Source organism: Lysinibacillus macroides, from assembly GCF_001281525.1.
Classification (GTDB): Bacteria; Bacillota; Bacilli; order Bacillales_A; family Planococcaceae; genus Lysinibacillus; species Lysinibacillus macroides.
In genome coordinates this window covers 154,593-179,032 of sequence record NZ_LGCI01000011.1, presented here as the reverse complement: position 1 = coordinate 179,032, position 24,440 = coordinate 154,593, and the positions used below count along the sequence as shown (strand labels likewise).

General features: G+C 36.1%; 31 protein-coding genes and 1 other annotated feature. Of the genes, 8 read left to right on the top strand and 23 right to left on the bottom strand.

All coding sequences use genetic code 11. The features are described 5' to 3' along the window. Window positions 1-28: 28 nt before the first annotated feature. From ADM90_RS21255 to hmpA, 6 genes are all read right to left on the bottom strand, one after another. Window positions 29-424: a DsrE/DsrF/DrsH-like family protein gene (locus tag ADM90_RS21255; protein ID WP_053996872.1), complete on the bottom strand. Its 396-nt coding sequence runs from the start codon at window positions 422-424 to the stop codon at window positions 29-31. Between the two features lie 15 nt (window positions 425-439). Next, complete coding sequence (locus ADM90_RS21250) at window positions 440-988, bottom strand: sulfurtransferase TusA family protein (RefSeq protein ID WP_053996871.1); 549 nt, start codon at window positions 986-988, stop codon at window positions 440-442. A gap of 62 nt (window positions 989-1,050) precedes the next feature. Next, on the bottom strand, window positions 1,051-1,350 hold the full coding sequence (locus tag ADM90_RS21245) for a rhodanese-like domain-containing protein (protein WP_053996870.1): 300 nt from the start codon (window positions 1,348-1,350) through the stop codon (window positions 1,051-1,053). Between the two features lie 11 nt (window positions 1,351-1,361). Beyond that, window positions 1,362-1,703 (bottom strand): rhodanese-like domain-containing protein, encoded by a 342-nt coding sequence (locus ADM90_RS21240; RefSeq protein WP_053996869.1) that lies wholly within the window; start codon window positions 1,701-1,703, stop codon window positions 1,362-1,364. A 43-nt stretch (window positions 1,704-1,746) separates the two neighbouring features. Further along, the gene (locus ADM90_RS21235) at window positions 1,747-2,007 is read right to left on the bottom strand and encodes a metal-sensitive transcriptional regulator (protein ID WP_083448651.1); all 261 of its coding nucleotides are present in this window, start codon (window positions 2,005-2,007) and stop codon (window positions 1,747-1,749) included. Between the two features lie 264 nt (window positions 2,008-2,271). Continuing rightward, window positions 2,272-3,435 carry an NO-inducible flavohemoprotein gene (gene hmpA, locus ADM90_RS21230; RefSeq protein ID WP_053996868.1) on the bottom strand — a complete coding sequence of 388 codons (1,164 nt, stop codon included), beginning with the start codon at window positions 3,433-3,435 and terminating at the stop codon, window positions 2,272-2,274. Between the two features lie 189 nt (window positions 3,436-3,624). Between hmpA and ADM90_RS21225 the strand changes: the two genes are divergently transcribed. Continuing rightward, window positions 3,625-4,062, top strand: coding sequence for an Rrf2 family transcriptional regulator (locus ADM90_RS21225; protein WP_053996867.1), 438 nt, complete (start codon window positions 3,625-3,627; stop codon window positions 4,060-4,062). 35 nt (window positions 4,063-4,097) lie between these two features. On the opposite strand, the gene ADM90_RS21220 is transcribed toward ADM90_RS21225, so the two are convergent. From ADM90_RS21220 to ADM90_RS21200, 5 genes are all read right to left on the bottom strand, one after another. Then, window positions 4,098-5,078 (bottom strand): GNAT family N-acetyltransferase, encoded by a 981-nt coding sequence (locus ADM90_RS21220; RefSeq protein ID WP_053996866.1) that lies wholly within the window; start codon window positions 5,076-5,078, stop codon window positions 4,098-4,100. A gap of 345 nt (window positions 5,079-5,423) precedes the next feature. Further along, a complete protein-coding gene (locus tag ADM90_RS21215; RefSeq protein ID WP_053996865.1) occupies window positions 5,424-5,768 on the bottom strand; it encodes a hypothetical protein in 345 nt (114 codons plus the stop codon). 252 nt (window positions 5,769-6,020) lie between these two features. Beyond that, window positions 6,021-7,148, bottom strand: a complete 1,128-nt coding sequence (locus tag ADM90_RS21210; RefSeq protein ID WP_053996864.1) for a DUF4179 domain-containing protein — start codon at window positions 7,146-7,148, stop codon at window positions 6,021-6,023. After that, a complete protein-coding gene (locus ADM90_RS21205; RefSeq protein ID WP_053996863.1) occupies window positions 7,120-7,710 on the bottom strand; it encodes an RNA polymerase sigma factor in 591 nt (196 codons plus the stop codon). The genes ADM90_RS21210 and ADM90_RS21205 overlap by 29 nt, the downstream gene beginning before the upstream one ends. A gap of 254 nt (window positions 7,711-7,964) precedes the next feature. Continuing rightward, entirely contained in the window at window positions 7,965-8,459 is a 495-nt protein-coding gene (locus ADM90_RS21200) for a DUF1648 domain-containing protein (protein WP_053996862.1), read from the bottom strand. Window positions 8,460-8,768: 309 nt separating this feature from the next. Here ADM90_RS21200 and ADM90_RS21195 point away from each other — a divergent pair, with 309 nt between their 5' ends. Beyond that, complete coding sequence (locus ADM90_RS21195; protein WP_053996861.1) at window positions 8,769-10,463, top strand: methyl-accepting chemotaxis protein; 1,695 nt, start codon at window positions 8,769-8,771, stop codon at window positions 10,461-10,463. A 227-nt stretch (window positions 10,464-10,690) separates the two neighbouring features. Next, window positions 10,691-10,930: a binding site (T-box leader), on the top strand. A gap of 85 nt (window positions 10,931-11,015) precedes the next feature. After that, window positions 11,016-12,587: a 2-isopropylmalate synthase gene (locus ADM90_RS21190; protein ID WP_053996860.1), complete on the top strand. Its 1,572-nt coding sequence runs from the start codon at window positions 11,016-11,018 to the stop codon at window positions 12,585-12,587. Window positions 12,588-12,682: 95 nt separating this feature from the next. Here the strand turns inward: ADM90_RS21190 and ADM90_RS21185 are convergent, their stop codons facing one another. The 5 genes from ADM90_RS21185 to ADM90_RS21165 form a co-directional block, all read right to left on the bottom strand. Next, on the bottom strand, window positions 12,683-13,342 hold the full coding sequence (locus ADM90_RS21185; protein ID WP_053996859.1) for an HAD family hydrolase: 660 nt from the start codon (window positions 13,340-13,342) through the stop codon (window positions 12,683-12,685). Between the two features lie 194 nt (window positions 13,343-13,536). Then, a complete protein-coding gene (locus ADM90_RS21180) occupies window positions 13,537-14,295 on the bottom strand; it encodes an ABC transporter permease (RefSeq protein ID WP_053996858.1) in 759 nt (252 codons plus the stop codon). Then, a complete protein-coding gene (locus ADM90_RS21175; RefSeq protein ID WP_053996857.1) occupies window positions 14,292-15,008 on the bottom strand; it encodes an ATP-binding cassette domain-containing protein in 717 nt (238 codons plus the stop codon). Before ADM90_RS21175 ends, ADM90_RS21180 begins: the two co-directional genes overlap by 4 nt. A gap of 347 nt (window positions 15,009-15,355) precedes the next feature. Continuing rightward, window positions 15,356-15,574 (bottom strand): hypothetical protein, encoded by a 219-nt coding sequence (locus ADM90_RS21170; protein ID WP_053996856.1) that lies wholly within the window; start codon window positions 15,572-15,574, stop codon window positions 15,356-15,358. A 48-nt stretch (window positions 15,575-15,622) separates the two neighbouring features. Next, on the bottom strand, window positions 15,623-15,832 hold the full coding sequence (locus tag ADM90_RS21165) for a helix-turn-helix transcriptional regulator (RefSeq protein WP_053996855.1): 210 nt from the start codon (window positions 15,830-15,832) through the stop codon (window positions 15,623-15,625). Between the two features lie 290 nt (window positions 15,833-16,122). Here ADM90_RS21165 and ADM90_RS21160 point away from each other — a divergent pair, with 290 nt between their 5' ends. The 3 genes from ADM90_RS21160 (at window position 16,123) to rpmG (ending at window position 18,000) form a co-directional block, all read left to right on the top strand. After that, entirely contained in the window at window positions 16,123-17,205 is a 1,083-nt protein-coding gene (locus tag ADM90_RS21160; RefSeq protein ID WP_053996854.1) for a type III polyketide synthase, read from the top strand. Window position 17,206: 1 nt separating this feature from the next. Then, on the top strand, window positions 17,207-17,749 hold the full coding sequence (locus tag ADM90_RS21155; RefSeq protein WP_053996853.1) for an isoprenylcysteine carboxyl methyltransferase family protein: 543 nt from the start codon (window positions 17,207-17,209) through the stop codon (window positions 17,747-17,749). Window positions 17,750-17,850: 101 nt separating this feature from the next. Next, complete coding sequence (gene rpmG, locus ADM90_RS21150) at window positions 17,851-18,000, top strand: 50S ribosomal protein L33 (protein ID WP_053481849.1); 150 nt, start codon at window positions 17,851-17,853, stop codon at window positions 17,998-18,000. Window positions 18,001-18,098: 98 nt separating this feature from the next. On the opposite strand, the gene ADM90_RS21145 is transcribed toward rpmG, so the two are convergent. The 4 genes from ADM90_RS21145 to ADM90_RS21130 all read right to left on the bottom strand — a co-directional run bounded on the left by ADM90_RS21145 (window position 18,099) and on the right by ADM90_RS21130 (window position 20,397). Beyond that, window positions 18,099-18,830, bottom strand: coding sequence for a coiled-coil domain-containing protein (locus tag ADM90_RS21145; RefSeq protein ID WP_053996852.1), 732 nt, complete (start codon window positions 18,828-18,830; stop codon window positions 18,099-18,101). 11 nt (window positions 18,831-18,841) lie between these two features. Continuing rightward, entirely contained in the window at window positions 18,842-19,102 is a 261-nt protein-coding gene (locus ADM90_RS21140) for a hypothetical protein (protein WP_053996851.1), read from the bottom strand. Continuing rightward, a complete protein-coding gene (locus ADM90_RS21135; RefSeq protein WP_152928063.1) occupies window positions 19,095-19,667 on the bottom strand; it encodes a hypothetical protein in 573 nt (190 codons plus the stop codon). Before ADM90_RS21135 ends, ADM90_RS21140 begins: the two co-directional genes overlap by 8 nt. A gap of 91 nt (window positions 19,668-19,758) precedes the next feature. Next, a complete protein-coding gene (locus tag ADM90_RS21130) occupies window positions 19,759-20,397 on the bottom strand; it encodes a BMQ_0737 family morphogenetic spore coat protein (protein ID WP_053996849.1) in 639 nt (212 codons plus the stop codon). A 200-nt stretch (window positions 20,398-20,597) separates the two neighbouring features. Between ADM90_RS21130 and ADM90_RS21125 the strand changes: the two genes are divergently transcribed. Together ADM90_RS21125 and ADM90_RS21120 are read left to right on the top strand one after the other, a co-directional pair. Then, window positions 20,598-21,596: a coiled-coil domain-containing protein gene (locus ADM90_RS21125; protein ID WP_053996848.1), complete on the top strand. Its 999-nt coding sequence runs from the start codon at window positions 20,598-20,600 to the stop codon at window positions 21,594-21,596. Between the two features lie 266 nt (window positions 21,597-21,862). Then, on the top strand, window positions 21,863-22,483 hold the full coding sequence (locus ADM90_RS21120; RefSeq protein ID WP_053996847.1) for an exosporium glycoprotein BclB-related protein: 621 nt from the start codon (window positions 21,863-21,865) through the stop codon (window positions 22,481-22,483). Between the two features lie 61 nt (window positions 22,484-22,544). On the opposite strand, the gene ADM90_RS21115 is transcribed toward ADM90_RS21120, so the two are convergent. The 3 genes from ADM90_RS21115 to ADM90_RS21105 all read right to left on the bottom strand — a co-directional run bounded on the left by ADM90_RS21115 (window position 22,545) and on the right by ADM90_RS21105 (window position 24,416). Further along, on the bottom strand, window positions 22,545-23,057 hold the full coding sequence (locus ADM90_RS21115) for a YfiT family bacillithiol transferase (protein WP_053996846.1): 513 nt from the start codon (window positions 23,055-23,057) through the stop codon (window positions 22,545-22,547). Window positions 23,058-23,254: 197 nt separating this feature from the next. Further along, window positions 23,255-23,734 (bottom strand): DUF4871 domain-containing protein, encoded by a 480-nt coding sequence (locus ADM90_RS21110; RefSeq protein WP_235473769.1) that lies wholly within the window; start codon window positions 23,732-23,734, stop codon window positions 23,255-23,257. A gap of 49 nt (window positions 23,735-23,783) precedes the next feature. Beyond that, a complete protein-coding gene (locus ADM90_RS21105; protein ID WP_053996845.1) occupies window positions 23,784-24,416 on the bottom strand; it encodes a hypothetical protein in 633 nt (210 codons plus the stop codon). Window positions 24,417-24,440 lie beyond the last annotated feature (24 nt).

Here is a 24,440-nt window from a genome sequence, read left to right as displayed (position 1 = left end):
CACTTTCCGCCTCTACATCTGACATTCATTAGAATGATAGTGAAGGTGCTGCATCTTTTGCAAACTCAAGGAACGTTACAGCTCCACCAACCTCTATCCCTTCAATAAAATCATCAGTAGATAAGCCCATTACATCCATCGTCATTTGACAAGCAATAAATTTTACACCTAATTCTTGCGCCATCTCCACCAGTTGTGGGATAGCTGGCACATTCGCCTTTGCAAAGCCTTCTGCATAGCGCTCTGCTCCAGCGGGCATTGGTAGTGCATGCATACCTTGCTTATGAATAAAGTTCAACCCCTCAAATGTAAAGAAGATGGCTACCTCTTTATCAGAAGCTGCCGCTGCTGTTGCAATATTAAACACCTTATACGCATCAAATAACCCACCATTACTTGCAATAATTGCTACTTTGTTTGACATAATCAATTCCTCCAATTAAATATTTTTTATTAAATCGCCCGTCCAAGATGTCATTCCCGGCAGGACGTTAAATACCTTTGTAAAACCATGTAATACTAGCTTTTGTGCAGCCAGATCACTACGTTTTCCTGTGCGGCAAATCACATAAATCTCCTGTTCCTTATCAAGCTCTGCAAGACGTGCCTCTAGTTCACCCATAGGAATCGACTTCGCACCTTCAATATGTCCAAAAGCAAACTCAGCTTCCTCACGTACATCCAGGATAAGCCCCTCACGATTGGTAACTTGCTCTAGCTCAATTGTTTGATCAAATGTCATTTCTTCTGTTCGATCGTTTGTACATTTACGAATATAATGCTTTAACACATCATCTGTTTCGATCATGCCAATGTATTGATGGCCTACTGTTTCAGCCCATGCTATAAGATCAGCCTTTGAACCTTTGTCTGTCGCACATACTTCTAAAACCTGACCATCTACTAACTCAGCCATTGCCTTTTTTGTTTTCACAATTGGCATCGGACAGGAAAGCCCTTTGGCATCAAGTTGAAAATCTGCCTTCATATTTACGAAAACCTCCTTATACCTATAAGGGTATTATTTTTAACAAAAAAATATATGTTGTTCTATTGCTGCACTTGCCCTTTCCAGGCACTCATACCACCAGTCATATTAGCAACATCAAAGCCATAACTTGCTAATAATTGAGTAGCACGACCACTACGAGCCCCTGATCGACAAACCATAATATAAGACTTATTTTTATCTAATTCCTGCATTCGAAATTCCATTAGATGAAGTGGAATATGAATGATTCCTGGAATATGTCCAGCTTCAACCTCATCACTCTCTCTTACATCAATAAGATTTAGCTTTTTTCCTTGTTCTATAGCTTGTTGGACTTCTTTCACCGTAAATTCCTTCATTTTCGCTCCTCCTAATAGGCACTCATACCACCACGAACATTGACAACACGCTCAAATCCTTGCTTTTTCAGCTGCTTACATGCCTGATTGCTCCGCATACCACTTTGGCAAATCACAACAATTTCTTTGTCCTTCGGTAACTTGTCAAATTTTGAACCAAGCGGCATATTTTTGAATTGCGGGATATTGCGACCTTTATATTCAGCTGGTGTACGTACATCAATAAAAATCTTATCTTTATCATTCAACATGGTTTTTAACTGTTCTGCTGAAATAGATCGAACACCTTTCGTTGGCATGAGTCGCCAGAACAAAAATGCTGCGATCATTGCAATAATAATCCATGTTTCCATATTTATTATTCGCTCCCTTTATACGATAATGGGTATATTGAATTTATCGACTTTTTACAACTAAATCCATTGCCTCTTGGATGGCAGCATTCATTTTATTCGTATCTCCCTCAGCATTTGCTACACAATCCAATAGGTTTTCACTAACAATAACACCTATTGTTCGATCAACCGCAGAACGTACAGCAGATAGCTGCGTAATTACATCTTTACAATTTTGTCCTTCTTCTATCATGCGTAGAATACCACGCATTTGACCTTCAATTCGCTTCACACGATTTGCAGTTTTAACACCATAAGCCACCCTTATTTACGCCTCCTTTCCAAACGATTGATTGCACCTGCTTATGCGATTTATAATATACCCCATAAGGTATATTGTCAATAAGCAAACTTAAATTTTTATTTCGTTATCGCTCTATCGGCTCATTATTACGTCCTATCCGCTATAATACTGGTTCTATCCACCATAATATTAATTTAATCCACCAGTTCGCCCTATTTATCCGCCCAACAAAAAACCCTGTTACCGTCATATCGACAGATAACAGGGAAATCCATTACTTTATTAAGCTAATTGCATAGCTGGTCCAAAGAATTCATAGTGAATTTTCTCATCCTTCACACCAAGCTCCTGTAAATTTTTAATAACGGCTTCCATAAAGCCTACAGGTCCACATACATAAACATCTGCATTATCAGCTACTTTTTCTGCTAATAACTCTTTAGTAATCAGCTTATCTTCATCAGAATATAAAGCTGTATAGGATGCATTCGGTAGTACATTTACTTTCTCTTGAATATCATCACTGAACGCTACAACTTTTTCATTACGAGCACACTGAATAAAGTTTACTTCATTGGATGCATCCTCTTTTAAGGATTGCAGCATACTATTCAACGGTGTTACACCAATACCGCCACTTACAAATGTAATTGGTGCAGTTGTTTCTTCTAATACGAATAATCCTGCTGGAGCACTTACATCTACTAGATCTCCAACCTGTAAATGGTCATGAATATAGTTGGATGCTTTACCATTCGGTGTTTGGTCGCTCTCACGCTTTACCGAAATACGATAGCCATCTTCTGCACTTGCCTGTGAAAGTGTATATTGACGACTTAGTAAATACTCTTCGCCTGGTACATTCAAACGGACGCTAATATATTGACCAGGCTCATAAGATGGTAATGGTGAACCATCCTCATTGACAAAGTAAACAGATGTTACTAAATCATTTTCTACCACTTTTTTCGCTACTTTTAAAGGCTTAAATAAACGCCAGCCACCATTATTTTCAGCCTCTTTGTATAAATCTTCTTCTACTTGAATGAACACATCAGCAATAACACCATATGCCTCAGCCCAAGCATTAATAATATCATCTGTTGCCGCGTCCCCTAGTACTTCCTTAATCGCCTTTAATAAGTTTTCTCCAACGATTGGATAATGCTCTGGTAAAATACCTAGGCTACGATGTTTATGTGCAATAAGCATCACGGCTGGTAAAATTGCCCCTAAATTTTCAATATGAACGGCAGCAGCATACACTGTATTTGCTAATGCTGTTTGTTGACGACCTTTTTCTTGATTTGCATGATTAAAAATATTCAATAATTCTGGATGAGCTTGAAACATATTTTTGTAAAACGTCTTTGTAATTTCTACACCATGAACTTCTAATACAGGTACAGTTGCCTTAATGATTTGAATAGTTTCTTGTTTTAACATATCGCTTACCATCCTTTCGTGATTATAATATAACGCTTTCATCCTCTTAAAGCAATATGTAAAATACATCTTTAACAAAATAGACATAATTAATGTATTTTAAATACATCTTTTAATAAGGATTGAACATATTATAGTTTCACGTAAAATGCTATAATAATTTTGAATCATAGAAAGTAGGGTGTGCCTATGCGCTTAACTTTATACACGGACTATTCGCTTCGAACACTTATCTATCTAGGTGCAAAAGAGGATGGTCAATTATCAACAATTCAAGAGATTTCAGAGGCTTATAATATATCAAAAAACCATTTAATGAAGGTGACGCATCAGCTTGGGTTGTTGGGCTATATTGAAACAATTCGAGGACGTGGCGGAGGTATTCGTCTAGCCATTGATCCTAAAACCGTGACAATTGGTGAAATTGTCCGTCATACAGAGGAGGATTTTCATCTTGTAGAATGTTTTGACAAGGAAAATAATCTATGTAAAATAGCGCCAGAATGTCAGCTTAAAGGTGTTTTATATGAAGCTTTGCAAGCCTATTTAAACGTGCTGGACCGCTACACATTAGATGATTTTCTACATTCTAAGGAAAAATTGCTGGCTCTTCTACTTGGTCAATAAAATGCCCGCTCAACCTTTGTTGAACGGGCATTTTTTTATAATAGCTTTGAGAAGAAAATCATATCCAATGCACGAATACCATTTTCATAAATAGGCTCTGGGTAGTGGTAAAAGAAATCCTTTTCAATAGACTCCATGCGAAAGCCTGCTTTTTGGTAGAAGGCGATCGTATCAATACTAGAATTTGCGGTTCCAACTAAAATCATTTGGTAGCCCTGCTGTTGGCAAATATCCGTAAGTTGCTGTAATACTTCTTTCCCTACTCCCTTCCCTTGATAGCGTGAAACAATAGCAATATTTTTTAACTCAATGACTGTTTCAGATTGTGGAATCAATAACGCCAAACCCGCTAAATCTTTTCCACACTTAATTTCATATAAGACGCCCTGATATAAATATTTCCGAACCATCTCTTCATTTTTATCTGCCAATAAAAGCTGTGGTAAAAAAGCTTCTCGCTTCCCCTTCACTTTCTTGAGAGATATACGATAGCGCACAAAATCCTCACGTTCAAAAACATTTAATACGCATGGCTGCTTTTCCTTTACCTCTAGCCATGAATGCTCATCTGGATAATCATTTTCTACCCCTAATCGAATAAAAGGTAGCTTTTCCTGTGCTTTTTGCGAACGAATATTCACCTTTCGAGCCCCAGCAAAGACACGCAATAAACCAAGCTCAAAAAACGCAATATCTAAAATAACCTCTTTTGCCTCAAGATTATAGCCCTTTCCCCAAAACTCGTAGCCTAGCCAAGATCCTATATGACAGCTCATTTTATGACGATCGATAAACATTAATGATGTCACACCAATTACTTGCCCCTCCTCATCCAAAATAACACGAGGCACGGTCTTACCTTCTTCTTCATCTATACATTCACGCTTAATAAAATGAATCGTGTCTTCTACCTTGCCAGCAGGTAAGCCTAGCGCATCTCGAACCTGTGGCATAGAAGACAACGCATGAATAGCCTCAGCATACTTTAAATCATGCTTTACTAAAGTTACCGTCATCTTCTATTCTCCTTTATTTCTTGTTAACAATACATTTTCTTCATTGCAAAGCGTACGAAAGAACATTTCATCCATTGGAGCATACATAAAAATCCCTGCACAAAGTAATAATCATTGTAGCCTTACAATCCACTTTAAAATAAAGGTAACGAAAACTCCAACAAAACCGATTATAAAAAAGTTGATTTTCCTATTCGTTTATTATTCCTCTCTTTATTTTAAAAAATCAACTATATTTTATACGTTAGTTAATTCCTAATTTTTTACCAGTGATTTTTTATAGGTTCATCACCCAAAATTGCGGTTGACAAAACACAAGACAATTTCCTAAAGAGATAGATGTACTCATTTACTTTTTTTAGAGAAAGCTAATAAAAGTTGATTTCCCTTACAGGGGACGCTTTCTACATATAGCATGCCATTGAGCCTATCAACCCAAGTCATGATAAATAACCTTTTTATAACTTTGATTATAAAATGCTTGATATAATATTTTGGTAAGTTAGCTTCTGTAGCCTTAGCTACAACTATTGTCGGAGGTGGATTTAGTATCAATGCCAATGCTTCTGAATTAGAAACAAATGCAATAGGAAATACATAAGAGGTTCCTGCATCAGCCTTAGAAGAAGCAATTAATTCAACTGATGAATTTACAGTTATTTTTGAACCTGCAGATAGATCTATCAGCACTCAAAATCAGCAAATTCAAACATTTGTTGGCTCTAAAATCCCGATGAATGGTGATTAGTGGGTAATTTCGAAAGGACAGAATGTTGTCTGGCTTGAGGGTAATGTAGCTATTATGATTAATACAGGAAAGGCTGTAGTTCAAGCTTATAAATCTAACGGAGCCCTACTTGGTACTTATTATTTTATGTAAAAAGATAGTTTGAAGTACTAGACAGTAAAGAAAGTGAGCTTTGCCCCACTTTCTTTACTTTTTTATTCTTTTGAGTTAATTGGTATTGTTATTTCTAACTCTGGAATGTATTGAATGATCGGGTCTCCGTTTTCATCCAGTTGGTATGATCCCTCATCGTCATAAAGATGAATATACGGTTTGATTGTAATAGCTTTTGGTAAGGTTTCAACTGGATGAACCCGTAAATCCATGATCAAATCGCTAGTTCCTTTATTTGTCTCACGTCTACCATTGCCATGAATTAGTTTTAGTTCGTGTCCTTGTTCATCATAAACTTCGATACTTATTCCTTCCCGGAAATCTACAGAAGTTGATTTATCAAGCAAGGCTATTCTTGTTGTAATACTAGTTGTTATGGGAGTTAGTATAATTTGTTCAATAGTAAACTGATTATTTTTGTATTTTCTACTTATATTAGGTTGTAGGTTTACATAGTTACCAATATCACTCACTGGAATATTCATTTTAAAAGGTTCAGAAATTCCAGTTATTGTAGCGGATAATGTCAAAATAAATTGCTTTGGGAAAGGAATCCCACCTTGGTTTTTCAAATCTGCAAATTCAAATATTGCTGAATTCTTATCCTTACTTGGCTGTCCAAAAACACCACTAAAATTGGTGTGATTCAATAGTTCACCATTTAGTAAAAATTCAATATTACTAATTTGATCTGATAAACTTTCTTTGGCATTTTCACCTTCTTTATGATGGCGTTCAATCCCGATTGCAACACGTGTACCGTCATAAACTACTTCTGTTACATTTAATGTAAAGCCTTCATGCGTAACGCTTATATTCAATTTTGTTGAGAGTCCCTTTTCATCTGCGGCATGTAGACCAAGATCCCTTGTTGTAAGTTTAAAAACAGATGATAATAAAGGCACTTCTTTCATCGTCGCAGCCATCGTTGGCGAAATTAAACCCGTAACAATAATCAAACTAAAAATCATTGCTGCGGAGGCGGTAATCAGCATGACTCTTTGACGTAATTTCTTACGAGTTCTAAATTTTTCAGACGGCTTTGTATCACGACTGCTTTCATATTTGCCCATTGTCCGATTTACTAAATCCACTTCCACAGGTGTTTCTCGAATAAATCTTTCTATCTGAGCTAACTCCTTATCCTCCAATTTTGAACGAGTGTCCATAAATATCCCCTCCTAACATATTTTCCTTCATCAATTTTTTACGTAATCGTTCATACTTTTTTCTTACTGTAGCTGCTTTCATATCCATAATGGCAGCAATTTCATCAAAGCTATACTCCTCAATAGAACGAAGTAATAAAATCCTTTTTTCATCTACACGTAAGTTTTCCAATAGCCTATGTACCATTTCATCGTATTCAGGTATCGGAGCTTGCGTCTGCTTCACCTGTTCTTGCTTCATATTTAGCCAAAATTTATAACCCTTATTTTTGGCTTTTATAACATCAATACAATGATGGTGGGCAATTTTATAAAGCCATGCCGATAAGGAAACCGTATAAGAAAATCTATGAATATTCTCCAATCCTTTAATAAAAATATCTTGTGAAGCATCCTCCGCCTCCTCTTTGGTTCCTAGCATATAGTAACAATAAATATAAATTTGCTTTTGAAAACAACGAATGATTTCTGCATAGGCACGCGTGTCACCTGATTGAACTTGCTCCACAATGGATTCAATATCTATATCAGCTCGCTCTTTTGATTGATTTAGTGCAGTCAAAGTTGTTCCCCCCTTTCTAATCTATATAACTGAAATTAATAGAAGTTTGTGACACTAGAAAAGAAATTTTAAAAATATTATTTAGATCTTGAATGTCATCGGGTTACTTGGAGAAATCTTTTATTTCGTACTATCAAAGCTGTTTCTTCCCTTTTTCGCCTATATAACTGAAATCAACAGCCATTTGTGACACGCTATAAAAATTTTTCTGCAAAAATAAAACGCTTAAGGGTGTCCTAAGCGTTTTAGACTCTCTATTTTATTTTGGAGCTTGTTATAAATCCTTTAATCGTTGGAATAAATGCTCCTAGTAATACCATCGGTAGGAACCACCAGCCTAATGAATCTGCGTCGCCAAGACCAATGCGTACCATTTGAAACGATAGAAAGGCAAATAAAATCAAACACAGATTCTTCACTTCATTTAGTATTTTTCTGCTATTGCGATAAAATGCCTCCACATTTTGCTCATTTAAACGTGTTGGATAATTATGCATGTGTGGTGCTTTTTCTAACAATGTCATCACTAGCCATAAAAATCCGCCAATAATCGGCAGAATAATTAATTCCATTTTTGAACCCCAGCGATCCACCTCTCCTATTCCATTGAAATGACCCGGGATTTTATCAGGTAATTTAGACCACATCACTACAATATAAAAAATGGCTAGAACAAATAAACCACCACCAATACAGTCCCATACTTTTTCAGATTTTGTTTTTGGTATTTTTAAAATTGGCCTATACATATTTCCCCACCTTTACCTTTCTCATATTATCTGTACGTTATGACTACTGTTGAAGTTTCAAAATTTATGTGAATAGACTTAATAACCAATATCATTTGTCAATAATCTATATAAAAACATTATTTTTATTATTAATTGATGCTTTTTCATCATACGGTTCCTAACTCCTTTAATTTTTAACACTATTACAGAAAGCAATGCTACTCTTAATACTTTGTAAAACGTTGATAATCTGATATAAATGTTATAGATACATATTTCATTAATTTGTAACATTTTGACTACCTACGGAGAAAGGATATTACATCTATGCGGTTTACTATCTACAAGAAATTATTGCTCGGTTTTTTTATTGTGATTTTAGTTCTCGTTGCAACAATTGGCTTAAATATTAAACAGCTCGATTCCGTTAATAAAACATACCGTGCTTTGCTAGAGGAACAAACAACCACATCCATCAGTATTCAGGAACTACGTGTACTAGCAAAGCAAGAAATTGTTAGTATGCGCGGTTATTTACTACTGGGCGATAAGCAAAACCTTCAAAGCAGTCAGGAAGCACGGGAACAATTTAAGCTTAAATCAGAAGAATTACTGGACACCTTTCATTCTAAAAAATCCATTGAATTACTAGAAGCTATTATTAAAAGTGAACAAAGTGTACAACAGTTTGCAGATCGTATGTTTACATTAAAAGCCCAAGGTGAAACAGAAAAGTATGAAAAGCTTGATAGCACGCAAGGTCGTTTAATTATTAAGCAATTTGATGAGCGTGTTGAAAACTTAGCGAACTATCAAAGGGAATATCTCGATAGCAAAATCGCTGCTACAACAAAGGGAATTCAACATATTAAGCTTCAAATGATTTTACTTGGGGTATTTGCCGTTATCATTAGTCTGACAATTGCTATTTTGGTCGGTAATTTCATGGCTCGGCCGATTAATGGCATGGCAAGAGCAGCTAAAAAAATAGCAGCTGGTGACTTAACCACAGAACAGTTACATATTAAAAATCGCGATGAAGTTGGGGATTTAGCTCTAGCCTTTAACCAAATGGCTATTAATCTAAAAGACTTAATCACAAATGTCCGTCATAACACGGTACAAGTTAGTAGCTCAGCAGCTGAATTAACAGCTAGTGCCGATCAAACAATTCAAGCGACTGAGCATATTACTTCTTCGATTCAAGAGGTTGCAAGTGGCTCTGAAACACAAGGTAAAAATGCTACAGAAAGCTCCACAGCCATGAAAAACATGACAAAAGGAATACAACAATTAGCTTCTACTACAGCAGCCGTTTCCGAACTAGCCATAGAAACAAATTATGAGGCAAAATCTGGAAATAATTCGTTACAGCGAGTGATTACACAAATGCAGACAATCAATACTGCTGTAGCAGAGTCTGCTAGCGTTGTGAAAAATTTAGATAGGCATTCCATTGAAATTGGAAATATTATTAGCATTATTACAGAAATTGCGGAACAAACAAATTTATTAGCGCTTAATGCCGCTATTGAAGCAGCCCGTGCAGGAGATCATGGACGTGGCTTTGCCGTAGTAGCGGATGAAGTGAAAAAATTAGCCGAGCAATCAAAGCAATCTGCTGAACAGATCGCAGTCTTGATTGCTGAAATTCAACAGGATACAAATCATGCAGTGACAGCAATGCATGCAGGTACACAAGAGGTGCAAACTGGTATGCAAGTCGTGCAGGTTGCCGAAAAAGGCTTTGCGAAAATTGTAGATCTTATCGAACAAGTATCGATGCAAATCCAGGACGCAACAGCAGTTTCGGAGGAGATGTCATCGAGTGCACAACAAATTTATGCAGCCTTCGATGAAATAGCGACTATTGCTCAAATGTCTTCCACTAATTTGCAAAACGTGGCCTCTGCCTCAGAGGAGCAACTGGCAACGATTGAAGAAGTGGCAGCTTCAGCAGCAACATTGTCCAATATGGCTGAAGAGCTTCAAACGCAAGTGTCTCGCTTTAAATTAGAATAAATATAGAAGCTGCTTATTTTCGGAGAAATCCTTCTTATAGAAAATAAGCAGCTTTATCTATCATTATTTTTTTGATGGGTAGCCTACCTTTCCCCCTTTTATAATAATGATTCATCCCTTTCACTAAATGTTAAAATATAGCTCATACAAGTACAGAATAAAAATAATTTTTAGAAAATTGTTGACAGACTACCGATATCCAATGTATTATTGCTTTCAACAACACATTACAGGCCAAGATTGGAAATAGTAAAAGTGTTTGTGTACTTATAGAGAGCCGATGGTTGGTGGAAATCGGTAGACACACATTTTGAACTCGTCCATGAGCTACTCCCTGAACAGTAGTTAGTAAGGGATGTCGGTTTCCTCCGTTAACAGGATAGACAGTGATAGCTGTCGATAAGAGGACTTTTTCTGCAAAGAAAGGTCAATTAGAGTGGTACCGCGAGCAAAAACTCGTCTCTATTTTTAAAATAGAGACGGGTTTTTTTATGATTATTTGGCCTACGTGTAACCTTAGATACTGATAACTACAAAAGGAGTGTTTGAATAATGGGAAGAAAAATTTGGGTGTTTGATACAACTTTACGTGATGGCGAGCAAGTCCCTGGTGCAAAGCTGAATTTATATGAAAAAGTAGAGATTGCACAGCAACTTAAAAAATTAGGTGTAGATATTATCGAAGCTGGTTTCCCTGCTTCATCACAAGGTGACTTTGATGCCGTTAAAGCTGTAGCTGAAAAGGTTGGTAATACAAGCGACATTATGATTACAGCATTGGCACGTGCTGTAAAAGCTGATATTGATTCTGTTTATAATGCTGTAAAATATGCTGAAAATCCTATGATTCATATGGTACTTGGAACGTCCGATATCCATGTAGAGAAAAAATTCAGCAAATCTAAAGATCAAATTTTACAAATTGGTGTAGATGCTGTGAAATACGCTAAAACACTACTACCACAAGTACAATATTCTACAGAGGATGCATCTCGTTCAGACTTTGAATATCTTTGGAAAACGATTGAAGCCGTGATGAAGGCTGGTGCAACGATGATTAACGTCCCTGATACAGTAGGCTTTGCAGAGCCAGAGGAATTTGGGGCAATGATCTATAAATTAAATGATCGTATGAAAAACCTAGACGATAGCGTTCTTCTTAGCGTTCATTGTCACAATGACCTTGGTATGGCAACAGCTAATACACTTGCAGCTATTAAAAATGGTGCAGATAAAGTGGAATGTACTATTAATGGTATTGGTGAACGTGCAGGAAATGCAGCATTAGAGGAAGTTGTAATGGCACTAAAAACTCGTGGCTCTGTCTACAATGCAGAAACACGTATTAATACAAAGGAAATTATGAATACATCTCGTCTTGTTTCTAGCTTTATGGGCTTAGATGTTCAAGTAAATAAAGCAATTACAGGGGACAATGCTTTTGCCCATTCATCTGGTATCCATCAGGACGGCTTACTAAAATCTCGCGATGCTTATGAAATTGTACATCCAGAAGATGTAGGTCTTGATGATATGGAGCTAGTGCTAACAGCTCGCTCTGGTCGTCACGCTGTGAAAAATGCACTTGAAAAATTAGGGTTTTCTAATCTTTCTACAGATGAATTTGAAGGAATCTTTGATGGCTTCCTAAAATTAGCAGATGCGAAGAAGGAAGTATACGATCACGATCTATATGTTATTGTTGAAAGCTATTATGAAAAACATGATGCCACTAATAAGAATGCTACACATTACAGTGACCAATTCTTTGATTTCGATGATCTACAAGTCGTCAGCAATGCAAGCTTCCCTTCTGCAAGCGTAAAAATTCGTAAGGGCGGCGAAACATTTAAAGCAAGTGCTGTCGGCTCAGGTCCAATTGATGCACTATACTCAGCAATTGCCGAGATTACAAATATTGATGTGAAACTAGTCGAATATAATATCAACAGTGTTTCACGCGGCAAGGAAGCACTTGGTAAAGTAAAAATTACGATTGAGCACGAGGGCGAAAAATATATCGCAAAAGCAGCCGATACAGATATTTTAAAGGCAAGTGCGCTAGCTTATATTAACGCTGTTAATAGCATCGTTGTAGCAAAATTAACACCTGTTCTGAATTAAGATAAGATAAAGCAGTATGGCATACAAATCCATACTGCTTTTTTAAATATTGGTCAATAAAACTGAAAAGTTGGTCAATAAATATAAATTTTTAGTTAATAAACCTTTTCGTCTAGCTGTATCTTTAATAGTTCTGTTAAATCATCGATTACTATTTCTGCCTTTTCTAGCTCTTTATCTTGTGCAAAGTCGAAGCGAACGCCTATTGAGAGAAGCTGGTTATCCTGGGCAGCCTGAATATCCGAGGCACGATCTCCTACTACTGCCCCATACTGTATGTTGTTTTCTTCAATCACTTGTTTAACCAAGTCCGATTTATGCCCGCTCGCAATGGATTGAATGCTATATACTCCCTTGATAAAACGCTCTAAATGATAGGTTTCCACAATTGCTTGTAAATATTCAACCTGTCCATTACTCGCTATGTATAAAGGATAGTCTTGTACCAATGCTGCAAGGGTTTGTTCAGCATATGGATACAATGCACCGTTATGATTGCGTATTTGCTCAATTAGCTTTACATGAAATAACATATTGCTTTCCTCACGTATTTCCAATGAATGCATAGGACATAAGGTTTCCCAAACGACTGGCAATGGAACACCCATAATTTTCCGATATTTTTCAATTGGTGTATCGCCCTGCCATAAGCCCTTTACACGCAATATATCAAATGTAGCAGCCAATGCTGGCTCTAAAATAAGATTCGTTTGAAATAAAGTCCCATCCATATCAAAAATAAAAGCTTTTACCATTAAATCACTCCTTGGTTAGATATCAAAAAACTTCATATGAAATTTTTCCTTCTTATTTAATAATCCAAGCGATATGTGTATAGAAGTAAAACAGTGTCGGGGACTTGAAATAAAAAGCTATAGTATCTAAAAAGAGGGCCTATCTATATATAGCTTGCTTTTCTCCCTCTTCATTACCACGCTCTTTCAATGCTTTACTTTAAATATCGAAAAGTTCTTTTGGAAATTATAAATAATAGCATAAATAAGGCTAAAAGAATAACTAAATAACTTGTTAACTCCATCCATGGAGTTTCAGTTAGTCCTAAAATATGCTGCAATGTATCATTTAAAAATAGCATTGGGTTCCAGATTAAAAACTTATAATAATTTTGTGGATCGTTACCGCTTAGTGATACGAATAAATCTGTCATAGTAACTGAAAATAGTAATATTAACATTAATGGTACTAACATACTTGTTGCCGTTTTTCCATTTGGAAATAACGATGATAGTAAATAGTTAATGGGATATAATGCAAAGAATGTAAAGTTAGAAATTAATAAAATATGCCCCATATCTATTAATTCGAGTGTCGTAATTGTACTGAATGCTAATAAAATAATTATTAAAAATACATTTAATATTATTAAAATGCCGATTCCTAAGCCTACAAAATACTCATAATACTTAATATTTGTTTTATCTAGCCACTCAAAAACCCGCTCATTTCTCTTATCTGTTAAATAAACAGTACCTCCAGAAAATACCACAGATAAAATAGTGAATAATATGCTAGAAGTAAGAAATTGACCACGAATCATAAAATCAAGTGTTTCTGAACCGATAGAAGCTGCATTTTTTACAAATATAGATACCACAAAAAACATTATGGCAGGTAATAGAATACCAATAAAAGCTCCATAGTTGCGAAGTGTTTCCTTTAAATAAATCTTAGTAATCATTAAAGTCATTTATTGAACACCAGCCTTTTTCCAGTCACTGCATAGAATAGATCTTCGATACTAAAATTATCTGTTATTTTATATTTATTTGATAGTTTTTCCAAATGATCTGATTCCTTTATAACCCCATCATCTAATATTGAAATCGTCTCAAATAATTCTTCATATTCATTTACTTCATGGCTAATTATCAATATAATTTTCTCTTTTTCTTTTACATAATGAGTTAAAAATAAACGGAGATCTTTTTTCTTCTTCAAGTCTAAATCTGCAAATGGCTCATCCAGAATAATAATAGGTTTATTAAGTAGAAAAGTGATAAAAATTGAGACAGCTTTTTTCATACCACCAGAAGCATTTCTGATTAGGGTTTTTTCGAATTTTTTGAGATCCAACAAATTATAGAGATCTGGATTAAAATCGTATTGTTTTATCGTTTTTTTAAAGAGCTCGATAACCTCTTTAATTTTTAGATATTGAAAGGCTTCAAAATTTTGATATTGAATGGCACAATTCACTTTATTTTTTTGGTCAGTCTTTAGATAAACTTGACCAGAATCTACAGGTAATTTACCTTCAATAATCTTTGTTAATGTAGTTTTCCCTGCACCATTTTCACCTAGTAATAAATGGCATCCATTCGATGGGAAATTCAAATTTACACATTTTAGGATAGTTTGATTATTAAAGCTCTTACTAACGTTTTCTAGGATTAAATTCATTGTTATTTTGCCCTCCTCCAAAGAAAATTTTTATCTGTCTACTTTGTTGAATCTCTGTAAAATATTCTATTCATCAATTATGCCCCAGCGTAATTGCGTCTGCATTCAGTAAGCATTTGGACACTCACTGAAGAGAGGTAAAAATAGCATTTCTCCCCTCCCTACAGAGAGAAGCGGTCTTCAGTATCTGCTGCTGACGCCTTGCTTTGGATACAAAAAACATTTGCTGAATCAAGATAAAACAAAATTATATTTCAACCTTTTATGTTGATCGAATGAATACATTATTTCAGGCACAATAGCGAGCTGTCGAAACCTTTGATGAAATTGAGCTATACTAATAGTAGTTAAAATTTTAAATGATAGTAAGCTATCGAAAATGTCCATCCTACCATATGAACCAAGAAGAGAATGCCTAATACTTCAAATTGAACACCAACTATTACTAAAAATAATAGATAAATAGAGATAAGCGTTATTTTCCATCCACTTGCTAAAGATTTAACCGTAATTTCTTCATATCTTTTATCAAGCCCATTTTTACGAGCCGCCCTTTTTCGCCCCACCAAATACCCCTAACATTAAACCAGCTAATCCTAAACATTGATCCAAATTCATACTTCATCACTCCCTTTCACAAAAATAAATACTTCTTCAATCATTAGCTGAAATAGCCGTGCAATCTTATAGGCAAGCTCTAATGAAGGCTTATAACGACTATTTTCAATAGAAATAACTGTTTGCCTTGAAACATCCAGTTTTTCAGACAGCTGTTCTTGTATCCATCCAAATGATGCTCTTAGCTCTTTTATACGATGTTCCATATTCCACCACCCTTAAGTAAAGTAAACTTTACGTAAAGTATACTTTACTATTGATTTATTGTAAAGTTCACTTTACATTTATTATTTGAATAAGGGATAATGAGATTGTAAAGCTATCAATCCTTTGTAATCTAGCATTTATAAAATTAATCATTTTATGGATAATTTTATTTATATTAATTCTCTCTAATTCCAATAGTCATTTAACTACAGGTGAATTTATATAAGCATGTATCCCCTATCTTCCTGCATACAATGAACAAGACCACTAATTGCGAGGAGATGTTGAATTGCCGAAAATCACTTCTATTAGCACATATCAACCACCTTACACATTACAACAGGCAAATGCAGAGGAATTAACAAAGGAGCTTTTTTATGCCAAAATGCCAAAACTAGAGCGCTACTTAAAGGTTTTTGAAAACGGTGGTATCGAAACACGCCATTTTTGTGTGCCACCAGAATGGCATCGTACGAATCACTCCTTTGAAGAACGCAATGATTTATATATTGAATTAGCTACACAATATGGTGTGAACGTTATTCAGACATGTTTAGAAAATAAAGCCTTTTTATCTTCGCCAATTTCACCCCAAGACATTGATGCCATTATTTTTGTCAGTAGCACAGGAATTTCAACACCTAGCATTGATGCACGTATGATGAACAAACTCGCTTTTTCAGATCGACTTAAACGTATCCCGCTATGGGGTCTTGGATGTGCTGGTGGCGCAGCTGGTGTAAGTAGAGCCTATGACTTTTGTCAAGCGCATCCTCATGCAAAGGTGCTTGTTGTTTGTGTCGAGTTATGTAGTCTCACTTTTCAGCCAAATGATTTTTCAAAAAGTAATTTAATTGGTGCTTCACTTTTTGCCGACGGGGCTGCATGTCTACTCGTTTGTGGAGATGAGGTCGCCATCGAAACCATCAAACCAGCACCAACTATTCTTGCTACAGGCTCTAAATGGATGTCAGATTCAGAAAATGTGATGGGCTGGCACATTAAGAATAACGGACTTCATGTTATCTTTCAGAAAAGCATTCCTACTATTATTACCAACTGGCTTGGACCATTCATTGAACAATTTTTGATGGAACAAAATCTCTACAGTGAACAACTTACCCATTTTATCGCTCATCCTGGAGGAAAAAAGGTTTTAAAAGCCTATGAAGACACACTTTATCTTTCTTCCCAAAAAACCGACATTTCTCGGGAAATATTACGTCATCATGGGAATATGTCATCCCCAACAGTGTTATATGTATTAGAGCAATTTATGTTACATGAAGGAAAAGTGAAGGATACAGGCTTACTCGTTGCTCTTGGCCCTGGTTTTTGTGCAGAAGCTGTATTATTAAAATGGAGGGAGTAACATGATCTTCTATCTGATTATGATGCTTGTCATTCTACAAAGATTGACAGAGATTGTCATTGCTAAACGTAATGAAAGATGGATGCGATCCCAAGGAGCCTATGAGGTAGGAGCCTCTCACTATCCTTATATGGTTACAATGCATATTAGCTTTTTCTTATTTTTAATGATTGAAGTGGTGACGAATAATAATGGTGTATCGCCCTTATTTCCATTATTTTTTATTTTATTTTTAGCTGTGCAAGCTTTAAGAATTTGGTGTATTCGTTCATTAGGGAATTTTTGGAATACAAAAATTCTTATATTACCTGACACACAGGTTGTGCGTAAAGGCCCCTATGCCTATATGCGTCATCCTAATTATGCTGTTGTTTGTTTAGAAATTCTGTTGCTACCTCTTATGTTTCAGGCCTATTTCACAGCATTTTGTTTTACACTCTTAAATATTACAATGCTTTCTGTACGAATTCCTATTGAAGAACAAGCATTACGAGATGCAACAAATTATAATCATGTATTTCAAAAAAAGATTTCGGAATCTTAACCGAAATCTTTTTAATATCTGTAAAAACAAGCTTGACAATGCAGCAAGAAAAATATATATTTTAAATCGTAATGATTACTATTTATTCAGGAGGTTCTATTATGCGTGTACAAGTAACATTAGCCTGCACTGAAACAGGTGATAAAAACTATATAACAACAAAAAACAAACGGACAAATCCAGAAAGATTAGAGTTAAAAAAATACTCCCCTCGTTTAAAACGAGTGACACTGCATCGAGAAACCAAGTAATAATCTCTATTTTTTGAGCAGGTTTCCTCACTGGAGCAATAAAAATAACTGTTTCAAAAGTTTATAAGATACTTTTGAAACAGTCTGTATAAATTTTACTATATCTGCGCTCTATTGATTTCCAAAGTTAGCGCGTTTATCTTTTTGTCTAATTCGTCAAGCATACGTAAGCGATCATCTATTTGCTTATTAAAGCTAATAATTTGTACGCCAGTGGATTGCTTTTGAGCATCCACTATTTTATTAGATAATCTCTCTATTTCTTGATTTTTCAGTGTTAGCTCTTGCACTAAATGCTGATAAAGGCTGTCCGACTGGGCTTGCTCCATCGCTGATTTTTCAATTGCTTGTATAATGCTCTCTATTTGTCTACCCGTTGCTATTGTAAAATCATTTAATTTTTTATCTACTCCTTCCATTACCACCTTATAGCTTGCCTCTTTCTTTAGTGATAATAGCTTTTTATTCGCCTCCTTTATGCTTTCCTTTAATACTTTATTGTCAGCTCTCAATTCGACCAATTCCTTTAATAGCGACTCTATGGATGTAATTTGTTTTTTTCTTTGTAATTCTCGTCTCTGTATTTCTTCATTATAAGCTTGTCGTTCCTTTTCATAGTCCCTTGTCAATTTCAATAGCTCTATAGAAAGGTCTTTTTTCAGTTTCGTTAAATGGACATTTTCCCGCTCAAGCCGCAGGATCAATTCGTAATAATCACTATCTCTAAGCCGTTTTACCTCATTTTTATATTTAGCTAATTCTGCCCTTAAAAAAATAATCATTTGTTGGAGCTGTATAGGATCATTGTTTTTAATAACTTCACTGTCCACCCCTGCACCTCCTAACCTGAATAACTTTTCAGTAAATGAATCACCTCTTCAAACTGTGCTTTACTATCCACTAATATTTTATCAAGCTGCTGTATTAGCTTTGTCTCCAATACTGGCTGTTCATTGCTAGTCGTTTCTCCTGAAATAAGGTAGGCAATTAATAGATTTAGCGTGTTTTTTTCGAGAAATGCAAAACTATTATCTTGCCCATTGCGGCGATTTAGCTGCTCCTTTATTAATTGATGAATGGCATGCTTTTGAACATCACTCATTGTCACCCTCCTGTGTCTGACCAATTCCATTGAGATTAATAGGATTTAAAACAGCAACACCATCCGTTAGCTGATCGCAATATGTAAAGCCCATAATAGTGCCTGAATACGATAGGTTATGGGACCATCTTATTTGGAAATTGGTAAATGAAAGAGTTTCATTTTGTTCAAGAATTGTTTTTCCTACTGGTCTCAGCCAATACTCTTCTTTGCTCAATTTATCATTGAAGCGCTCCCAATGCTGCTGCCCCTGTGTTTTTAAATTAGGTGTAAAGTTTTCATGCACATATCGTCCGGAAAAATAAAATGGCGAATCCTTAGGTAGCTGAATACATATAGATGGGTTTGTAATGGGTTTACTGCCAATATTACGAATATGATAGGAACCTAAACATAAACTTTCTTGCTCAGAATCATAGGAAATATTAAAAGCAGAGGTAAAATAGCTAATGAGATTGACCCTATTTGGCATCTTTAGCGCTTCTACCAGCGTTTTAATTTCACGTATATAGGCATTTGTTTGTTGTTGCAACTCATGTATTTTGTCTTCCACAGGTGTTATCACCTCATGCCTCCTTAATATCATTATTTTTCATAAAAAAAAGAGAGGATTACCCTCTCTTCATCATATGACTTGCCTTGTTATGTTAGCACCATTAACCGCCATTTGGGAAAATAACGGAGCACTGTTTTGGACGAACCGCAGTTGGACATGAGAATGGTAAATCTGCTCTTGGTTCGCAGAATGTTGCTAAAAATTCTACAGTAACCGGGAATGTAGATTGAATACTTTGACAAACAGCAACAGTAATTGTTAACGCAGAAAACGTAATTGCACCTGCTGTAGGTGTAAGTGTTCCAGTTGTACATACGAAGCAATCTAAATCTGTATATAAAATTTCTACATCTGTACCTTTAGGTGCACATAATGTCACCTGCTCACAGCGAGAAACTGGAATTTCTGCACTTGTGAAAACAGTGCCGCTTGGTAAAGTAACGACAATCGTTAAAATGAAGTTCTTTTGAATATTTAAGTGTTGCAGACATACTGTTGACCCATCAATAGAGAACTGGCGATTCTCACGATTCAGGATCACAATTGGATTTGTAGGGGCTGGAATTACTCTACATGTAACGACCGCACCTGTTAAATCAGTACCTGGCGTTACACCTGGGAACGTAATTGAGCCAGTTGGAGAAATATCAAATGACATTTCCTTTACAATCCAGTCATACACCTTGTCAACATTTATACAAATTAGTTCCTGCGCCTGGGATGGCATATTCTCCTGCATCCTTTTGACACCTCCATAAAATTTTTATCTTTCGTTTGTAGCATATGTTTTTTCGCTCTAAGTGCATGGGCTAATAAATAATTACAGTTGTTTTTTATCTCTAGATGAAGGCTCTAAAATATGTGAAAGGGCAGGTATATTTGTAACAGAAAGGCAATATTTTTAATAAGATAATAGTGGACTGAAAGGAGTGACATGCAATGAAAGATTCAAAATTGTACTCCATACAAGAGCTTGAGGAATTAAAACAGCGAATTGAAGCCTATAAGGAAGCATTAACCTCTCTGAAAAAGGAAAATTCTATTGAAGATTATCTGTATATGAAAAATGAATTTGATGGATTAAAGACACAAATAGTACATTTAAAGAGCTTAACAGAAACACTAGACGAGAAACAAAATTCACAGATTAAAGGCTATGAGGAGCAAATTCAGCTACTAACCTCACAAGTTGGGTCATTAAATCAAACGATTGAAGAAATGAATCGAGAAATCTTAACCGTTTTAAATAAATTACTAACACTTGAAACAACAGCAGCACAGAAAACACCTAGTAAACCTTCCTCTACAATCCCTAATCTCTTGCAAAGAAAGTCGATGATGACCCAAGCAGCAAACCAAGCCTCTCTCCCACCTAAATCCAATGAACCTTCTTATAAAATGTTACAAGGTTTAGCAGGAAAGGCCATCAATACTCAGTTAAATTTCACCCACTCTCCTCCTTCTACTAGTCAAAATGAGCAACCTATGTATAGACCTGAAGAGCGCCATTTTAATCAACAATACTTTCAATCCATTAATACACATCCAAATCAAATTTATAATGGGCTTTATCGCAACACCAACGTAGGATCAACATTCCATTTCAGAAATGCCGCTGAGACACAAGAAATCCCTATTAATGATTTCATTCCTAACCCTGTCGTACCTGCTTCCGTTCAACCCACTTCTATTGATGAAACACCAACAAAGGATGAGCCTGAAGAGCTTCTTGAATCTGTAAACCTTGAGCATATTGAAGAGATAGACAACCACATAGAATCTTCCCCTGTTTTAATAGAAGAACCAGAAGTTATTGAAGTTCATGATAATCTCATTCCAGAAATCAACGAATCACCTGAACCTATAAACGATTTATCTGAGGAAGAAGCAAAAAAAGAAAAGCATTCATTTCTTCATTTCTTTAAGAAGTGGAGTTAATAAAAAATGATCCAGTATGTATCGCGTGCATATTGGATTTTTTTATGATTGATAACAGGAAAGCCGCAAAACCATTCATTCACCTAGAAGCCTTTTTGCTATGTGCGGTTTTTCACCTTATACAAAATCTTACATCGTCACGACATATGTAGAATAGGGCTTCAATAGTACATTTTAAAATTTTTTAATATGCAAGACAATATTAGATAATTGCCCTTAACCCTTTATCGAATCTGAATAGAATAATGAAGAAAGGGGGTGTAACAATGTGTTTAAATAATTCTATGTGTGGCTGTTCAGGAAATGGTAATGGCAACGGTGAATGTAGTGCACTAGGGCCTTTTGTGGCGATTGATGCTGCATGTATTACTCCGCCTCAAGCAACTGGCTCAATCATTCCTTTCTCTTCTGGTATCACTCCTGTGGTTTTAGCATCATTGGCAACTGGTTTAATTGACACACCTAGTTTGATCGGATTTGGTACAGCAGTTCCTGGTGTTACAGTTTTAGGAAATACAATTGATTTATCAGGTGTTGTAACAGAAGCTTTCTCTGTTCCTCGTCCTGGTAATATTACAGCTATTTCTGCATCATTCTCTGCAACGATTGCTATTGCATTGCTTGGTACAACAACAGTAACTGCAACAGTATACCGCGCTCCTGCTGGTAGCACTGTGTTCACTGCAACAGCTGCAACAGTAAGTTTAGCTCCATCCTTTACAGGGGCTATCGCGTTAGGCCAAACGGCATTCGCTTCTGCAAACGTACCACCAGTACCAGTTGTAACAGGTGACCGCTTATTAATGGTTTATTCCATTACAACTTCAGGTGTTGCTATTGCTCAAGTATTAACAGGTACAGCAAGTGCAGGTATTACAATTGCATAATTCCTTAGAAAAATAAATAAAATAGGCGATTTCTTATTCAAGAAATCGCCTATTTCACATTTTACTGTGCTAAGGCATTTTGGATATGTGCGAGATGATGCTTCCCATGCCATGCATATAGTCCAATTGTTTGTTCTAGTGTTGTCAGTCCAGAATCGGGATGATAAAACATTCTTTGTAATTGTTCCTCGGTTAAGCTTGTGAGTAAATAAACCCAGCGTTCATGTAAGCTTTCAATTAATTTAAAAGAGGTTGCTACTGCCATTTCTGAATCTGGTAATTGTGCCCACAGTGCTTCATTGTACGGCTTAATCGTTGGGGCCTCCTCTGTTAGTGCTAGCTTAAAACGGATATAACTGTTCATATGACTATCAGCAATATGATGGACGAGCTGTGTAACCGTCCAGCCATGCTCACGATAAGTTTTTGCTAGCGCCTGCTCACTTGCTCCGCTTAAAGCCTCTGCAAGCTGTCTTGGTAAAAGCCGAATATCCTCAATCCATTTCTTCACTTGCTGTAAAGTTACTTCTTCTGGAAATTGAAATTGCCCAATCGGGTATCGCACATCTGTCATAGCGCTCGCCTCCATTTTATTTTTATAGTACCAATTTATGATTTTTCTTGCTACTATTTTGAAAGATTCATATCTGAGAGGCTTCATAGGATCATCCTTCTTCTTTACACTTAATTCCATCAATACGACTATTTCCAATAAATGTTAAAACCCTTGTTTTATAAGCCATATCGCTTACAAAACAAGGGTTATTCATATTATTCGTGAATATCGTAAATTAACGTATCAAAATATTCCTCATTCGTATACAGCAAAATAGCCCATTTTCCAGGCTTTGGTATTTTCACACTTGATGGTGCATGTGCATCTGCCCCATTATTTGGTCCACCTAACGCTAGGGTCCATCCATCTGTTAAAATGGGCTGTACATCTTTTGAAGCTTTATGGTAACCAACAATCGTTAATTCCGTAGTGCGCCCTTCCGTTTTCCAAAGATGCCACATCCATTTTTGTGTGCTTAAACTTGGCATATCCGCACCGATAACACTGGATTTATTCACATTGCCAAACATTCCACTATCCTTAAATGCCACCGCTTTACGTTGCCAATCAATAGATGTCAAATCACTCACCTGGACAAAATCAGGAATATCCGCTGGCAGAACGACTTCCTTTTTATCGACACAACCTACTATCAAAAGCAATATCAGCCATAACAGCACAAATCGTTTCATCATACCATCCCCACCTTACTTTCTTAATGAAACGATCGTTTTAGGGCAATTGTTACAGCAATAATGATTTTTGAACAGCTTCAGCTAAGGGCTTCAAAGGATGGTGGATGCTTTGCCCAAACGCCCTTTCAAATTGCTGTGCAGCATCCACCATTGAAAGCTGGGCAACTGACACCGGCATTTGCTTAACTGACAAATGCTGCAAAGTTTGTATAATAGCATTATTATAGGCCCTTTGATCACCCTTCATAACCAGCTCAAAGGAACGCTCAATAACCTGTGCCGTAGCATTTATGGTTTTACCATGCTGTTTAGCATATTGAGTAAGTCTTGTTATTGTGCCATCAACGGTAGCAGGATTTGTAAAAAGAAGCACTTGAGGCTGCTGTTCTTTACAAAGTATTTCAAAATAGGGTTCATCAATCTTTATAATAGGTATTGAAAAATCAATCTCCTCTAACAATGCAATATAATTGGTGCATGTAATTAAAATGGCATCAACATCACAGCTTGCTATCCACTCAATCTGCTCTCTAACCTTCTGTGCTAACCCCGGCTCCCCTTGTGACACATGATAAATAAGCCCAGGGTCAACAAAATGAACAAGCTCAACACCTTTTATGCTCTGTTCCATATATATAATATTAGAATAATGTGCATGCAAACAGCCAAGCTTTTTCTTCAACTAAACGCCCCCTACCCTACTCTT

Coding starts and splice junctions, on each gene's coding strand:
- ADM90_RS21125 (WP_053996848.1), top strand. CDS start 20,598: ATGAAAGATTCAAAATTGTACTCCATACAAGAGCTTGAGGAATTAAAA.
- ADM90_RS21120 (WP_053996847.1), top strand. CDS start 21,863: ATGTGTTTAAATAATTCTATGTGTGGCTGTTCAGGAAATGGTAATGGC.
- rpmG (WP_053481849.1), top strand. CDS start 17,851: ATGCGTGTACAAGTAACATTAGCCTGCACTGAAACAGGTGATAAAAAC.
- ADM90_RS21175 (WP_053996857.1), bottom strand. CDS start 15,008: ATGAATTTAATCCTAGAAAACGTTAGTAAGAGCTTTAATAATCAAACT.
- ADM90_RS21140 (WP_053996851.1), bottom strand. CDS start 19,102: ATGAGTGATGTTCAAAAGCATGCCATTCATCAATTAATAAAGGAGCAG.
- ADM90_RS21190 (WP_053996860.1), top strand. CDS start 11,016: ATGGGAAGAAAAATTTGGGTGTTTGATACAACTTTACGTGATGGCGAG.
- ADM90_RS21155 (WP_053996853.1), top strand. CDS start 17,207: ATGATCTTCTATCTGATTATGATGCTTGTCATTCTACAAAGATTGACA.
- ADM90_RS21110 (WP_235473769.1), bottom strand. CDS start 23,734: ATGATGAAACGATTTGTGCTGTTATGGCTGATATTGCTTTTGATAGTA.
- ADM90_RS21210 (WP_053996864.1), bottom strand. CDS start 7,148: ATGGACACTCGTTCAAAATTGGAGGATAAGGAGTTAGCTCAGATAGAA.
- ADM90_RS21165 (WP_053996855.1), bottom strand. CDS start 15,832: ATGGAACATCGTATAAAAGAGCTAAGAGCATCATTTGGATGGATACAA.
- hmpA (WP_053996868.1), bottom strand. CDS start 3,435: ATGTTAAAACAAGAAACTATTCAAATCATTAAGGCAACTGTACCTGTA.
- ADM90_RS21220 (WP_053996866.1), bottom strand. CDS start 5,078: ATGACGGTAACTTTAGTAAAGCATGATTTAAAGTATGCTGAGGCTATT.
- ADM90_RS21245 (WP_053996870.1), bottom strand. CDS start 1,350: ATGAAGGAATTTACGGTGAAAGAAGTCCAACAAGCTATAGAACAAGGA.
- ADM90_RS21240 (WP_053996869.1), bottom strand. CDS start 1,703: ATGGAAACATGGATTATTATTGCAATGATCGCAGCATTTTTGTTCTGG.
- ADM90_RS21130 (WP_053996849.1), bottom strand. CDS start 20,397: ATGCAGGAGAATATGCCATCCCAGGCGCAGGAACTAATTTGTATAAAT.
- ADM90_RS21200 (WP_053996862.1), bottom strand. CDS start 8,459: ATGTATAGGCCAATTTTAAAAATACCAAAAACAAAATCTGAAAAAGTA.
- ADM90_RS21180 (WP_053996858.1), bottom strand. CDS start 14,295: ATGACTTTAATGATTACTAAGATTTATTTAAAGGAAACACTTCGCAAC.
- ADM90_RS21195 (WP_053996861.1), top strand. CDS start 8,769: ATGCGGTTTACTATCTACAAGAAATTATTGCTCGGTTTTTTTATTGTG.
- ADM90_RS21185 (WP_053996859.1), bottom strand. CDS start 13,342: ATGGTAAAAGCTTTTATTTTTGATATGGATGGGACTTTATTTCAAACG.
- ADM90_RS21225 (WP_053996867.1), top strand. CDS start 3,625: ATGCGCTTAACTTTATACACGGACTATTCGCTTCGAACACTTATCTAT.
- ADM90_RS21115 (WP_053996846.1), bottom strand. CDS start 23,057: ATGACAGATGTGCGATACCCGATTGGGCAATTTCAATTTCCAGAAGAA.
- ADM90_RS21255 (WP_053996872.1), bottom strand. CDS start 424: ATGTCAAACAAAGTAGCAATTATTGCAAGTAATGGTGGGTTATTTGAT.
- ADM90_RS21250 (WP_053996871.1), bottom strand. CDS start 988: ATGAAGGCAGATTTTCAACTTGATGCCAAAGGGCTTTCCTGTCCGATG.